The sequence below is a fragment of the Aeromicrobium sp. genome (genome assembly GCF_014378035.1).
Taxonomy (GTDB): Bacteria; Actinomycetota; Actinomycetes; order Propionibacteriales; family Nocardioidaceae; genus Aeromicrobium.
In genome coordinates, this window is sequence record NZ_JACMOM010000131.1 from 1 (window position 1) to 15,104 (window position 15,104).

9 protein-coding genes are annotated in these 15,104 nt (G+C 65.8%); 6 read left to right on the forward strand and 3 right to left on the reverse strand.

Annotation, left to right across the window (positions count from 1 at the left end):
- Nucleotides 1-369: 369 nt before the first annotated feature.
- The 3 genes from H7290_RS06640 to H7290_RS06650 all read left to right on the forward strand — a co-directional run bounded on the left by H7290_RS06640 (nt 370) and on the right by H7290_RS06650 (nt 6,390).
- The gene (locus H7290_RS06640) at nt 370-2,001 is read left to right on the forward strand and encodes a hypothetical protein (RefSeq protein WP_290513235.1); all 1,632 of its coding nucleotides are present in this window, start codon (nt 370-372) and stop codon (nt 1,999-2,001) included.
- Between the two features lie 170 nt (nt 2,002-2,171).
- On the forward strand, nt 2,172-4,205 hold the full coding sequence (locus H7290_RS06645; RefSeq protein WP_290513236.1) for a glycosyltransferase family 4 protein: 2,034 nt from the start codon (nt 2,172-2,174) through the stop codon (nt 4,203-4,205).
- 73 nt (nt 4,206-4,278) lie between these two features.
- Nucleotides 4,279-6,390 (forward strand): glycosyltransferase family 4 protein, encoded by a 2,112-nt coding sequence (locus H7290_RS06650; RefSeq protein WP_290513237.1) that lies wholly within the window; start codon nt 4,279-4,281, stop codon nt 6,388-6,390.
- A 17-nt stretch (nt 6,391-6,407) separates the two neighbouring features.
- Here the strand turns inward: H7290_RS06650 and H7290_RS06655 are convergent, their stop codons facing one another.
- Nucleotides 6,408-7,433, reverse strand: a complete 1,026-nt coding sequence (locus H7290_RS06655; RefSeq protein WP_290513238.1) for a class I SAM-dependent methyltransferase — start codon at nt 7,431-7,433, stop codon at nt 6,408-6,410.
- Nucleotides 7,430-8,533 (reverse strand): non-hydrolyzing UDP-N-acetylglucosamine 2-epimerase, encoded by a 1,104-nt coding sequence (gene wecB / locus H7290_RS06660; RefSeq protein ID WP_290513239.1) that lies wholly within the window; start codon nt 8,531-8,533, stop codon nt 7,430-7,432. Before wecB ends, H7290_RS06655 begins: the two co-directional genes overlap by 4 nt.
- Nucleotides 8,534-8,673: 140 nt before the next feature.
- On the opposite strand from wecB, the gene H7290_RS06665 reads away from it, so the two are divergent.
- From H7290_RS06665 to H7290_RS06675, 3 genes are read left to right on the forward strand one after another with little or no spacing between them, the layout of a single operon-like run.
- Complete coding sequence (locus tag H7290_RS06665; RefSeq protein ID WP_290513240.1) at nt 8,674-11,148, forward strand: glycosyltransferase; 2,475 nt, start codon at nt 8,674-8,676, stop codon at nt 11,146-11,148.
- Nucleotides 11,145-11,498 carry a hypothetical protein gene (locus H7290_RS06670; protein ID WP_290513241.1) on the forward strand — a complete coding sequence of 118 codons (354 nt, stop codon included), beginning with the start codon at nt 11,145-11,147 and terminating at the stop codon, nt 11,496-11,498. Before H7290_RS06665 ends, H7290_RS06670 begins: the two co-directional genes overlap by 4 nt.
- A gap of 28 nt (nt 11,499-11,526) precedes the next feature.
- Nucleotides 11,527-13,554 carry a CDP-glycerol glycerophosphotransferase family protein gene (locus H7290_RS06675; RefSeq protein ID WP_290513242.1) on the forward strand — a complete coding sequence of 676 codons (2,028 nt, stop codon included), beginning with the start codon at nt 11,527-11,529 and terminating at the stop codon, nt 13,552-13,554.
- Here H7290_RS06675 and H7290_RS06680 read toward each other — a convergent pair.
- Nucleotides 13,520-15,104: acyltransferase family protein (locus H7290_RS06680; protein ID WP_290513243.1), on the reverse strand; the 1,585-nt coding region annotated here is incomplete at its 5' end. The two genes, H7290_RS06675 and H7290_RS06680, sit on opposite strands and share 35 nt — an antisense overlap.

The following is a 15,104-nucleotide window of genomic DNA, read 5'->3' on the forward strand; positions in this document are numbered from 1 at the left end:
GAAGCGCGGCCTGCGCATCGACTTCATCCTCGCCTCCCAGGCGCTGTCCTCGCGCGTCGACTCCGCCTGGATCGACCGCGAGGAGCGCAAGGGCAAGGGCGCCAGCGACCACGCCCCCGTCGTCATCGAGATCAGCTGACCGCGTGGCCAGCTCGTCTGACATCATGGCGAGGTAGTTCGGAGACCCCGCACCTCGTCGAGGCGCTGATGACCGAGCACGAGCCCACGTTCGGACCACGCGAGCCCCTCGCCATTCAAACCTGCCGCACCCCTTCGGCCCACTACGTTGACTGAGAGATGGCCTGACACCCTGATGTTCGAAGCAGCTAGACGACACCGGGATCGCATGCTCGCGTCGAGGATGACCTGGTGCACGCTCGTCGTCGTGTACGGGCCCTGATTCTCATCATCCTGTCACCAGTCATCTTCGCCTCGGTGGGCGCCGACGACGCCGCGTGGGTTCTTGAGAAGGGCCCTGACGCGAATGGATCGGTCTGGGAGGCCATCTGGCAGCCGGTCGCACATGCGTTCGAGTTCGAGGCCAATCCGCGCGGCACCGCGCTCGCCATCGCAGATCGTCAGGTGCTGGCGCTGATCACGATGAAGCTGGCAACGACGTTCTCGATCACGCCTTCTCTGGTGTGGGCGCTTGTCAAGGCCTCGCTGTTCGCGCTGAGCATCGTCGCCACCGCGGTCTTCCTCCGACAGATCCGATTTCGCGGCGCTGACAAAGAGATCGTGGGTCTCCGCCCGTCGACCGTGGCTTTCGTGACCATCACCCTGCCCCTCGTCGTCGCCATCGGTTCCAAGTCGCAGAACAACGGAAGCTTCAACGGCTGGAACTTCTATCCGACCCTGACCTACGGGACATTCGTCGGCTACATGCTGTTCGCAGCCCTGGTCCTGAGACTCTCGGCGCTTCTAGAACGGAGCTACCGAACCTGGCGCGCTCCGGTCATCGGCATCATGGTCCTTTCCGCCATCGCGATCAACCTGTCGTACGAGCTCGTGGCGCTGGTAATCCCCCTCAGTGTGCTTCTCCTGATCCTGGCTCCACGACCGGATGTGGGAGGAGTTCTGGCTCGATGGCGATCGGCGTTGACGATCCTCGTGCCGTTGCTCGTCACCTACACGACGTTGTTCGTGTGGATCCGTTGGACGATGAGCCAGACGTCGTGTCATGCCACCGACACCTGCTACGCCGGCACCGTCGTTGAGGTACGCGGACGCACACTTCTGAACAACTTCCTCGGTTCATTCCCCGGCAACAACGGTTCGCTGGTGACCAAGCAGGCAAAGCTATTCCACCGCGACTTCCCGTCTCCCAATCTCGCGAGTATCAGCATCGCAGTCCTCGCGGTGGTCGTCTTGTGGGCACTCTGGTCGAGTTGGAAGGCCCGCCAACCCACGCCGTCCCCTGCATCCAGGAGCCCCGGGACCCACTCGTCCGACGATTCGCGGGGCCTGTGGATGCTGCTGCTCGTAACGGCGTGTATCGCGATCGGCAGCACTGTCATCACTGGTATTTCCGAGCGTGCGGTCGAGGGGATCACGACCCCGATGCTGTCGTACCGCAACGCTGTCGCGACATGGTCCGCTCTTTCCTTGGGCGGCATCACAGCTGTGGCGCTGATGGCACGCCACAGCTGGCGACCTGTCAGATACGCCGCGATCCTGGCCCTCCTTGCGATCGTGATCGGCAGTATCGCGGCGGGTCTGCCGCGTAACGTACTGAGTGCCCAGACCAACCGAAAGATGCTCAATACCCAGTTCATCGACACCCTTCACCGCGAGGTGTCCATCGGCGACACCTCGCCAACCGGTGATCGGCGGCGCTGCGCGGCGCTGGCAAGCGAGATGGACCGCAGACACGTCTCATCGCAAGAAGGTCTCGGCAGGCTCGCGACCGGCGCATACAGGGCCTTCGAGTTCTACCACCACAAGTCGTTCTGCTCGACCGACACCGGACTTTCCACATCAGATCGTGAAACGCTCCGCTGATGCTAATCGTGGCGACGAACCCGGCGAGCTCACCCGACGTCTGGGATAGATTTCTCTCGTGTGTGTAGCGATGTGGAAGGTCGAGTTCATCCGTAGCTGTATCGACAGGGTCATCGGGTTACCCGGTCTCCACGAGGTCGTCATCATCGAGATCAGCTGAACGGATCCCCATGTTCCTGACATCATCACGAGGTCGCTCGGAGGCGCGGCGCCTTCTCTCAGCGCTGCTGACCGAACCCTCCGCCGAGGCGAGCGAGATCCTCCTGGCCGCGGCCGGCACGTCAGACCGGCACGGTCGTCACGTCGCCGCCGAGCTGGGCCGCCTACGCCGTACGAGGCCAGAGCTGCTTCTTCCGCACGTGCCGACGCTCCGAGACAGCGTGACCGCCGGCAAGCAGGCTCCGTTGCGCAAGCACCTGGCCGCCGCCCTCGACTGCACCGATCCCACCGCGGTCGACCTCGACGTGCTAGTCGACGCCGCCCTCACGACCGATGTCAAGGCAGAGCTGCGCGAGGTGGCCTCATACGTCGCCGCGCATGGACACCGCGGCCTGGCCACCGACGTCTCGCGCCATCCACACCTGCCGCATCTCGTCGGCCTGATCGACTCCGCGCCTGAGGACCTTCCCCGCTTGTTGAGCGAGGCGACTCTCACGCGGGACGACAAGATCTTCGCATTCCAGGTTGCCCTGACCCTCAAGTCGCCGCCAGCTCTCGTCGCTCTCGCGCCCCACGTCACGGCGGACGATCTCTCGATCCCCCAGCGTGCCCGTGCCGCCTTGCTGCTGTGGCGGGCAGGCTCCAACGACATCGCCGTGGAGCTCGCGCGCGCCGTGCCGCCCGGGACGTCCAAACCCGCCGCACGAGCACGCATGGTTACCGGCGAGCTCGAATCCTTCGAGATGATGGAGCTCGGGTGGTCGCTGCCACCGAGACGCGAGGAACCTGTCTACACGCCGGCCACCGGCTCAGTCCTTCACGTTCTGCACAACTCCCTGCCCTACCGGCGTACAGGTGCGTCCAACCGCACGCAGGGTCTGCTCGCTGGACTCGTCCGCCACGGCTACGACATCACCGCCGTGACCCGACCCGGATTCCCTTACGACGAGGTGCTCGGCCAGGAAGCTGAATCGATCCAGGGTCGCCACGAGATTCAGGGAGTCGTTTACCAGCACCTGCTCAACGGGGGTGTCGTGTTACCGCGATTCCCGGTCCAGGAGTTCATCTCGACCTACGCCGCCGGGGTCATCGAGCACGCCCAGACAGAGTCCGCCGCGCTGATCCACGCGGCCAGCAACTCGTACAACGCATTGTCGGCACTCGTCGCCGCGCGGACCCTCGGTCTCCCGTCCATCTATGAGGTGCGCGGACTCTACGAAGAGGTGCGCCGCTCCAAGAACGAGGCCCACGCCGATACCCCCCAGTACCGGTTCTCCGCGTACCTCGAGACCATGGCCGCGATGGAAGCCGACCAGGTCATAGCGATCACAGACGGACTCCGAGACACCCTGGTGCAGCGCGGCGTCCCCGCGGACACCATCCACGTCATTCCTAATGGCGTGGACAGCCAGCGGTTCCAACCCCTGCCGCGCGACGCAGATCTGTCCGAACGGTACGGGCTGGACGACAAGATTGTGATCGGCTACATCGGATCGCTCAACTGGTACGAGGGACACGAGCTGCTGTTCGAAGCATTCGCACGTCTCCACGCGCGACACTCGAATGTCAGGCTGTTGATCGTGGGTGCCGGTGCCAACCTCAAGAACCTGCTGGCGCTGCGCACCCGTCTGGGCCTCGAGGACGAGATCATCATGCCGGGAAGCGTGGCATTCGAGGAAGTCGAGGCGCACTACTCGTTGATCGACATCGCCCCGATCACGCGGCTGTCCTCCCCCGTCACCGAGTCGGTGTCGCCACTCAAGCCCTTCGAGGCCATGGCGATGGCGAAGACCGTGATCTCTTCCAACGTCGCGATCATGACCGAGGTGGTCGACGATGGACGAACGGGGCTGCTCTTCCGCAAGGGTGATGCAAGCTCCCTCGAGCAGGTGCTGGAACGGCTCGTTCGAGATGCAGATCTACGTGCTCAGCTGGGTTCCCAGGCTCGCGATTGGGTCGTTGCCGAGCGCGACTGGGAGATCCTCTCTGGCCGTGTCGCGAAGATCTACCGGAGCCTCGGGGTCGACCCCGCTCGACCTCGATGACGGCGTGTAGCATCGTCGCGATCCAGCAACGCACCCTCTCGACGGTCTCGGGAAACACAGATGGGAATCGACAGTGAGCCTTCGCTCCCGGTTGGGCCAGGCGCGAATCCAACGACGAATCGCTGCGTTCATGGAGAGCTGCCCCGAGGCCGACAGTGCGCCCCTCCTCGAGTGGGCACGCCGGGGCGAGGGATACAACCGGGTCTTCGTCCGTGAGGTCGAGCGCTACTCCGGCAAGCACGTGTCCTTGGAGACCTACCAGCGCGCCGAGCGGCTGCTCACCCAAGGCGAGGGTGACATGACGCTCATTCGCATCGGCAACCAACTGAAGGCTGCTCGACCCGACCTGCTCTACCCCTACCTTCACGAGATCCGTTTCGGCATCGCAAAGAACCGCGTCAAGTCCTCGGGCGTGGTTTTTGAGGGCGCACTCACCTGTACCGACCTCACAGACGCCGATCTCGCTGTGCTCTATGACGGAGCGCACAGCCTGCTTACCGTGGCGGGGTTCTACGACGTGCACGAATACGTGCGTCGCCACGTCGAGGCAGCGCCGATCGAGCTGCAGCCAGCATTCCCTCGTATCGACGAGCTCCTCGCACTCGTCGGCAGCGAGGAGGCCGACCGCGGTCCACGAATCACCACGTGGTCGGCGACTCCGGAGGACGCACTCTTCGCGTTCCGCACCGGGTGCGCCCTGCGTGACCCCGTGACGCTCACTGTGCTCGATGACTGCGTGGACATCGGTCACCTGACTAAGCAACAGACTGCCCGCGCGGCGTCCGTGCTCTGGAAGGCTGGCAACGAGGATCGTGCCGTCGTCCATGCACGCGCAGTCACCGGCACCGGGGTGCTGAAACGGCGAGCCCGTCGCATCATCGACGAGCACGAATCGTTCGCCTATATGGCCGACAGCTGGACACCGCCACCGATCCGTGCGACTCCTCTTCACACACCGGTCCCGCGCTCGGTTCTGCACGTCCTGCACAACTCGCTTCCCTACCGCACGACCGGCGCGGCCAACCGCACGCAGGGCCTGCTGTCCGGTCTCGTCAAGAACGGCTACTCGATCTCGGCCATCACGCCTCCGGGATTCCCGTACGACGACGTGCCGCCCGAGAAGTTCGACACCATCACGGCCGATCATGAGATCCAGGGCGTGTCCTATCATCACCTCCTCAACGACGGTATCGTCATCCCACGCTTCAGGCTGGAGGCATTCCTGGCCTCCTACACCATCGGAATAATGGAGCAGGCGCAGCGCGACTCGCCCGCACTGATCCACTCTGCCAGCAACGCCTACAATGCCCTCGCTGGCACGGTCGCGGCACGCAAGCTCGGGCTTCCGAGCATCTACGAGGTCCGCGGGCTCAACGAGGAGGGGCGACGCTCGCGCGACGAGCGCTACACCAACACCCACCAATACGTCTTCGCGAAGCACATCGAGACGCTCGCCGCGCACGAGGCGGACCGCGTCATCGCTATCACCGAGGGGCTGCGCGACACACTCATCGAGCGGGGGGTCGACGCGGGCAAGATCGAAGTCGTTCCCAACGGCGTCGATACCGTCCGATTCGGACCCTTGGAGCGAGACCAGGCGCTCGCCCGGCAGTACGGTCTGGAGGGCAAGATCGTCCTTGGCTACATCGGGTCCCTCAACTGGTACGAGGGGCACGATCTGCTCTTCGAGGCTGTCCGTCGACTCAAGCCACGCCATCCCGAGATGCGTTTGCTGATCGTCGGTGGTGGGCAGGAATACGAGCACCTACTCCGGCTGCGCTCCGAGCTGGGCATCGAGGACGTCGTCATCATGCTCGGCAAGGTCCCGTTCGAGCAGGTAGAGGCGCACTACTCCCTGATCGACATTGCCCCGATCACGCGCAGCTCGTCACCAGTCACCGAGACGACGTCACCGCTCAAGCCGTTCGAGGCCATGGCGATGGAGAAGACGCTGCTGTCTTCCGATGTCGCGGTCATGAAGGAGTTCGTCAACGGGGAGAACGGTTTGCTCTACACCAAGGACGACGCCGACTCGCTGGAGAGCGTCCTCGAGCGACTGCTGCTCGACCCCGACCTTCGCGACCGCCTCGGCAGGGCCGGACGCGAGTGGGTTATCGCCAAGCGTGACTGGACCACGCTCGCCGCGCAGGTCGCCGCCATCTACAAAGAGCTCGGCGCCGGCTGAATTCGGCGACGCCATGATCAGGCGCGGCGGAGGATCTCCGTACCCTTCTCCGTGTCATAGTGCTCGACATCCAGCTCTGGATGCGCTTCGCTCCACCGGGCAACAATCTCTTGCTCGTCCTCGCGAATCATGTCGTCGACAACGATGGACATCCGGTCGGCGAGCCGGTCCCAGAGCTGTGACAGCGCGGGCATGCGGGCATGCGGGCCGGTACTTGCCGGCGGGCCGTCCACGAACAGCAGACCGATGCCGTCGAGGTCATGCAGAGCAGCGGTGTCGTACCACCGCTGGGCGCCCCCCTCCCCGTCCGGGACGTCGACGAGTGGTGCCAGGCGCGCCGAGGCGATGTCCGAGACGCCATGCTGCTCCAGCATGCGGTTGGTCTTGTCGGCGTACTCCGCCTCGTGATCCAGAGCGACGATGCGCAGGTCGATGCCGTGCTGCTTGGCGGCGAGTGCCATCCAGAGCGTGGAGACGCCGCTGCCGCACTCGACGACGAGCGCCGGACGCGAGACGAGCATCTCCTGCATGAGCAGCGTGAGTGCATCAGGCGAGACTGCCCACAGCCGCATCGGAGGGACCGCGGCTTTGACCTCAACCATCGCGAACAGGTTGATCGTGGCCTGTACCTGCTCGAAGTCGCGTCGGGACACCTTGCTGACCTCGCGCAGGAGGCCCTTCTTGTGCGAGTCCGTGAACGAGGTCTCAAGCCGACGTAGTCGTGCCAGGGAGTAGTAGCTCGACAGATGAATCTCCGACAGCCTGCGGCGCATGGTGTTCGGGCGCAAGTCGTGGCGCAGCTGGCGCAAGGCCGCGAGATCGGTCTTGACCGCAGACTCGATTGATGTCAGCTGACTACGGATACGGCGGTTCTGCTGCTCGGTGCGTAGCGTGTTGGCGACCAGAAGAAGCAACACAGCCGCGCTGAGAACGGCCAGCAGATTGTCGCCGAATGGCTCGACGAGCATGGGGCTGAGGATCAGGACCACGAGGCAGACCACCGTCACCGCGGCCAGACGTGCGGCCCGGGACGGCATCCTCATGAGCGCGCGTCTTCCAGGAATCGAGCGATGACCACGGCGATCCGTTCGCCTGCGTGACCGTCCCACAGCGGGGGCGTGACATCGTCGAACGTACGACGACCGTTGATGATGGCATCGAGATGCGTGACGAGTGTCTGCTCGGTGACGAGCTCGTTTGTCCCGTGGGTGATGGTGACCGGGCGCTCGGTGTTGGGCCGCAGGGTCAGGCAGGGCACTCCGAGCATCGTCGTTTCCTCCTGCACACCACCGGAGTCTGTGATGACACCCGCACTACCACGCACGAGACCGATGAACTCGACGTATCCGAGCGGCTCGATGACTGTGATCGAGGCGTGGTCCATGAGACCGGCGGCCTCGAAGCTCGCGCGCCCGCGAGGGTGCAGCGGAATCACGACGTGCCTCCGATCGGCAGCTTGGTGCAGTGCCGCGACGACAGCGGCCGCCTGGACGGGGTCATCGACGTTGGCGGGGCGGTGCAACGTCGCGACGAGGTAGGGCTCGACGAGTCCGAGGTCAGCCTTGATGGCGTCGGCATCGAAGATCTCGAGGTTGGAGAGAAGAGTGTCAATCATGGGGTTGCCCACGAAGTGGATCTTGTCGGCCCCGACGCCCTCAGACCCGAGGTGGACGTTCGCGTCGGGGCTCGTGGTGAACAGCAGGTCCGCCAGTGAGTCCGTGACCACCCGGTTGACCTCTTCCGGCATCGTCCGATCGAAGCTGCGCAGGCCAGCCTCCACGTGTGCCACCGGGATGTGAAGCTTCGCTGCGACCAGCGACGCCGCGACCGTGGAGTTGACGTCGCCATAGACCACGACGAGCTGGGGCGGATCCGCAATGAACATGTCCTCCAGCGCCGTCATGACCTTTGCCGTCTGATGAGCGTGGCTACCGGAGCCAACACCGAGGTTGACGTCGGGCTCGGGCAGGCCCAGCTGCTGAAAGAAAACCTCTGACATCACGGGGTCGTAGTGCTGACCCGTGTGAACAAGTACCTGGCGGATGCCGTGCGAGGAGAGCGCCCGGATGACCGGGGCCGCTTTCGGAAAGTTGGGACGAGCGCCTGTCACATGGACGACGTGGTGCGATGCTGTGGGGCTCATTTACTTCTTTCCATCGTGACAGAGCGTCGGGGGCAAGGATCTACGCGTAGTATTCCCCATGTCGTCGCCGTATCCGGTAGCGGCGAGGCCCGATGATCTTCGTGGTGAACTCTACGCAATCCCCGAGAGTGAGACACACCGTGCCCGGCAGGACGGATGACACAGTTCCCCCTTCCCTCGCCGATCTCGCGAACGCGCGTGTCGTGTCGCCAGCCGCTGTCACCAAGACCGCCCTGCGCTATGAATACATGGGAGTAGAGCCCCTGCTCGCGCACCTGGCGTCGGACGGCTGCCGCACCTACGCGAACCTCTTGGAGCTCGCCCGGCGTCATGCATCCCACGTGGTCGCTACCCGCGCAGATCTGGACGGCTTGTCGTCGCCCGCCTTGTACGCGCTTGCCCAGCTGACGGTCTGCACCGCGACGGATGGCGCCGCTGTCTCGAGGGCGGCCGATCTCTTCGCCCTGGCCCGGAGCGTCGCAGGACGTGGTTCGAGTGCCCACCACGAGCACCCCGACCTCGAGCTCCAGACCTTGCTGGCGGCCGGGCGGCTCGAGAACGTACGCGAGCACCTCAACGATGCGGGTATCGACCCTTGGATCCGCTGGGCGGTGTCGGCCGATCTCGCCAACCCCTTCGGCAACGCTCCGCCTCAGGACACGACGACGTGGCTCAACGCATTCAACCGACCGTTCATCGAGCGTGGCCTCGCACCCCTGCAGCTCGGGCTTGCGGCCACGCCGTTCGAGGGCCTGACATCGGCGGGAGCAGCATTACGGGCAGGAACGGTCGACGGCCCTCTCGTCACGATCGTCGTCCCGGTGTTTCAGCCCGACCAGAGCCTCGTACTCGCTGTGCGCTCGTTGATCGAGCAGACCTGGGGCCCGCTGCAGATCGTCCTGGTCGACGACGCCAGCCCCGCCGAGTTCGAGCCGGTGCTCGCGCAAGCCCGCGGTCTCGACGAACGCATCGAATACGTCCGCATGCCCACCAACGGCGGTGCTTATCGCGCGCGCAACCTTGGAATTGCGCACGCGCGCGGGGAATTTGTCGGCATCCAGGACTCCGACGACTGGTCGCACCCCGACCGCATCGCGCGGCAGATGCACACGTTGATGACACAGCCGGCGGTAGTCGCGACGTTGTCCAAGGCCATCTGGTTGCACCGCGACCTGACCATCACGCGCCCGGGGACCAAGCCGTTCGCGCGGATCGCGCCATCGCTCCTGTTTCGGCGCAAGGAGGTGTTGAGACGACTCGGTGCCTTTGACGTCATGCGCAAGGGCGCCGACACCGAGTTCATCGAGCGCCTCTCGGCGACCTTTGGGTGCGAGTCCGTGGTAACGCTCGAGGAGCCGCTGACGCTCTATCAGCTGACCCAGGGCTCGCTGTCACGTGCCGACTTCAGGACGGGTTGGCGCCACGACGCAAGGGTCTCGTATCACTCGGCGTTCCGGCAGTGGCATCGCGAGATCTCGGCCGGACGCGCCGACCCGAGCATCGAGCCGGGGTCCGAACGGCCCTTTGCCGCTCCGCCGGAGATGACGGGCGGGGCCCACCCCACCAAACCGATCGACGTCGTCGTGCTCGCCGACATGCGCTCTCACCTCCTCGACTCCACTGGTCTGCCGCCGATCATCGAGGCCCTTGCCTCGGCCGGGCTCGAGGTGGGACTTGCCCGTGGTGAGGCGCTGCGTCACGCCAAGGTCGCACGCGAGCTTCCCCAGCCCGCCGTCCAACGTCTCGTCACCGCTGGTCTAGCGGCATGGCGCCCGCTGAGCGCCGACCTCACCCCACGTCTGCTGCTCGTACGCGACCCGGACCTGCTGTCCCTTCCACGGGTCAGCACCAGCGTGGGCATGCGACCCGAGCGCGTAGTTGTGGTGGCGGACCGGTTTCCCGCACCAGGAGAACGACCCCGGATCTCGTACGAACCCAACCGGATCGAGCGGATCGGGCGCGAACAGCTCGGCCGCGAGGTGGAGTGGCTGCCGGCCACGACCGACATCGCGGCGGAGCTTCGCGCGGCAGGCGCCACCGGGAAGATTCATCCCTCCCACCTCGCGGAGAGTGCGCAGGTCAGCCGCCACCCCGGCCGCTCGATCGTGGGACCACCGGTCATTGGCGTATCCGATTCCTCCCCGTACGCCGTCGAGCGCGCCGACAGGCGACGGCTCTCGACACGCCTGCCGACCGGCGACGCGTACGACATCCGGATTCTCGAGTCGTCCGACCGACCCACCCGTCATCCAGGTCCTTCATGGCTTGGCTTCGGCCCCTCGACGATCGGTCCGTTCGAGCTCCTCGACCAGTGTGACTTCTTTGTCGGGCTCACGCCCTTGATCGCGGGCGTCAATGTTCTGCGCCCGATCATCGACGCGATGGCCCGCGGTTGCGTCGTCATCGTGCAGCCCGAGCACGAGCGTCTGCTCGGCGACGCTGCGCTCTACCTCGGCGCACGATCCGTCACGGAGCTCGTCGACCAGCACTGGAAAGACCCCGACCTCTTCTCTACGCAGCAGCGCCAGTCGCTGGCGTTCTGTCAGAATGAACTCTCAGCGGAGGCGCTCGCCTCCGTGATCTTGCAGCTCACAGGCACGGAACACACGTCATGACTCAGTCCACGCGGCTCGTCAGCCGCTTGCGCGCGCGGCTTCACGGGCTCTTCGAGCGGTACGGCGCGCGCCCCACGATGCTCGTCGCCATCGCGACCGGGGTGCTCACCATCTTCGGGCTCATCGCCGCCGCGACCGACCACGACGGCTGGGCCCTGACGGTGGTTCTCCTGGTCCAAGCCGGGCTGATCGCCGGCGTGCTGCTGCAGCGCCGTGCCCTTGCTCGCTTTGAACGCACCATGCTGCAACGTCTCGACCTTTCAACAGCGCGTACCCTGGCCGACCTCACCCGCGCACGTCACGCGATACTCACGGCGATGGACGAGCTCTCCGCCGGGGACGGCCGGTGACAAGGCACGTGCAGCGGCCGCGTCACCGATGACAGCACCCGACCTGACCCTCGCCCTCTGCGACGCTGACCTCACCTCGGGGCTGAACGCCGTGACGACTCGCTTCGTCGCCCTCGTCGAGAGCACGCGCGAGTCGGCGCCATCGGACAGCCAGACCGCGTACGCAAGAGATCTGGTCGCCAGGTGCGGGCTGAAGGAGTCCCCAGTTCCGCTCTTGGTGCTGACCGGCCACTCCGACTCGGACGCGCTCGACCGCTATCGCGCCTGGGTCCTGTCAGCGCAACCCGAGCTGCTCAGCGATCCTGATGCAGGAGTGGCTGCCTACCTCCGTCTGCTGCCTTTCCATCAGGTGGCGGCGAGCCTCCACGGTCTCGACGTCGTCGCCGACGGATCGGCCATCCGGCTGACCGGTACGTGTCGTCGCGGAGGGGCCGACGGTGAGCTGCCGCCCGATCACGACGCTCGACTCCTGTTCCTCGACGCATCGGGCACGGTCGTGCTCACGGCGCCGACATCACCGTGTCGCCGCTTCGAGCGCGGGGCACGACGATGGACCGGCTTTGTTGCCGACGTCCCACTCTCCGAGCTGCCCGTCGGCACGTCCGGACTCGCCGTGGAGCTGGCCGTACCGCGCGGGCAGCCGGATGTCCGTGCCTCGCTCGCGGCGACGCCCGGTGTCCTCGCCTCGTCACGACCCGTCTCTGTCGCTGGGTTGCGGTTCCAAGCGCTTCCCGTCCGGAGATCACCGCGTGTCGTGCTGTCCGTGCGACAGGTCGACAACCGCTGGTCCCGTGTGCGATCGGGTCTGACCACCACGCGACGCGATCTCGCTGATCTCTGCCGACGCACGCCATTCGCGTGGGCACGTCCCCTGCGGCTATTAACTCGACCCTTGATGGGTAGACGGCCAATCTGGCTCATCGGCGAACGGCCCGACACCGCACGCGACAACGGCTACCACCTCTTTGCCTATCTCGCCCGGGAGCGTCCCGACATCCGTTCCTACTACGTCATCGACAGGACGAGCGACCAGCGCTCCCGCGTTGCCGGGATGGGCAGGGTCGTCGCGCACTCCTCGTGGCGCCACCGGCTGCTGATGCTGCATGCCGCCGTGCTGGCCAACGCCTACTCGATCAAGCACATGGCGCCGCGACAGTGGGACCCCAGCGCCTACATGCGCCAGTTTGCCTGGCGCGTCGGGTCGCGTCGTGTCTACCTCAAGCACGGCATCAACCTCAACACGTTGGCGCTCCGGCGTCGCATCGGCGGCTACGACCTCTACCTCACCGCGAGCGAGGCCGAGACCGTCGCCGCCCGCGCGACCTCCGGCTACGACCAGCAGGTCGCTCTGACCGGCCTACCCCGCTACGACGCGCTGGTCCCGACCCCACCGAGCCGCACCATCCTGTTCATGCCGACGTGGCGGCTCTACCTCGCCGCGGCACTGTTCGGCGAAGAGGCCGCCGAGGTGCCGTTCGACGGCTCTGCCTACCAACGGTTCATGGTCGACCTCCTTGCAAGCACCCGCTTGGCCGACATGCTCGAGCATCACGGCCACCACCTGCAGCTCATGCCCCACTACAACCTCGGCAAGCGTCTTTCCGGCATCACCCCGGGAAGCCCGAGGATCAGCGTCCTCGACGGCACGTCAGGCAACATCCAGGACCTCATGCGCGAGTGCGACCTGTTCGTCACCGACCACTCGTCGGTCCACTTCGACCTCGCCTATCTCGGCACCCCAGTCGTCTACGCCCACTTCGACGCCGACGACTACCGCCGCGGACACGCCGCCCCGTCGTGGTTCGACCACGAGCGCGACGGCTTCGGCCCGGTGACCCACGATCTCGCGGGCACTCTCGACGCGATCGAGCACTACCTCGTCAACGGCTGCGTGCGGGAGCCGGAGTACGACCGTCGCGCCGAGCAAGCCTTCGCGTTCCACGATCGTGACAACTCACGGCGGGCGACCGACGCCATCGAGGCGCTCCTGGTGCCGCTCGACCGCCCAACGCCCGGCGAGGTCAGTGCGACGACGCGCCGAACGCACCCTTCGTGACGGTGTCGAGCCGCGCCGCGAGCTGCGGCTCCATGCTGTCGATGTAGGTCTTGGTGAGGTGCGAGCCCTGGCGAAAGACGAGCACGTTGCCCACGACCGGTGCGCACCGTGCGGAGTCGGGACACACGACGTCGGCCATGTCGATGATCGACACCCCCGGTACCCCCTTGGCCGCCGCGCGCTGCTGCGCCGCCGACGAGGACTTGATGCCCGCCACCTTGCTGAACGAGCACTGCGTCAGGTCCTTCTCGTGCCGGGCGACGCACTCGTATACGGGCTCGGCTCTGTTGGGCGCCGGGTTGTCGAGCAGCACGGCCATCGGGATGTCCGCATCGACGATCTGACCCCAGTAGGACTCCATGCCCCTGACCATGGCTCCCGTCGTCTGGTCCGCTGAGGCGTTGCCGTTCGCTCGTGCCGGGAGCGCCTTCTGTGCCCGGCCGGAGGCGATCACGAGGTCGGGCTTGATCCGTAGGATTTCCTTGAGCGCGAGCTGGCCCCACGTGCGGCAGTCGGTCACGATCTTGCCGCCGCGCGAGAACGCCGCGTCTGTGAACCCACAGGCCGACTTCGTGATCTGGATGACCTTCCAGCCCTCGCTGCTGCCCATCTTCGACATCACGGTCTGCCACTGCGCCATCTTGGAGTCGCCCACTATCACCATGGTCTTCTCGGCGTTCTTGTCGCCGGAGACGCACAGCTTGGGCTTGGAGAGTCCCGAGCGGAGCTGGCAACCGGAGCCATCGTTGTAGAACGCCGGCAGATCGGACGTCGCCTGGGCCGGAAGCGGCTTGATCTCCTTGACACTCTTGACATCGCTCCAGACCTTGCCTTCGTTGGCCTTGTCGAGCAGCGCGCGGGCGCCAAGTGCATCGCCCGCCGACGCCTCCTGCAACACGCCGCCGATGCTCGCCGAGGCGCTGAGCGCGAGGCCGACGCCCAGTCCGAGCACCGTGAGCGCAGCACCCATCGCGAGTGCACGGCGGGTCGGCTTGAATGCGGTGCCAAAACGGACGGGATTCTCGATGTACTTGTGGCAAAACCATGACGGGATGATCGCCAGCACCATCAGCAAGACGGTCCACCGCAGCCGCAGATCGGGGTACTGCGCCTGTGCTGCCACCAGCATCGGCCAGTGCCACAGGTACAACGAGTAGGACAGGCCACCGATCCACACCATGGGCCTGATGCTCAGCAGACGCTGCGGCGAGCCCGGGGTCGGTGCGATCCCGCTCGCGATCATCAGTGCAGCACCGAGCACGGGCACCAACGTCCAGGTGCCCGGCCACGTCGTGGAACCATCGAAGGTCACGGCGGCGTAGAGGATCGCCGCGAGACCGATCCAGCCACCCGCGGCACGCAGATGGGCCGGCAGTTGCTGCACCCGGGACGCCGAGAGGGCGAGAAGCGCACCAACCCCCAGCTCCCAGATTCGGGTCGTGGAGACGAAGAACGCCGTCTCGGGGTTGGTGTGCGACTGCACCACCGCATAGCCGAACGACGTCGCTGTGACGAGGCCCAGCGTGCCGAAAGCGCCGAGGCGCCACCTC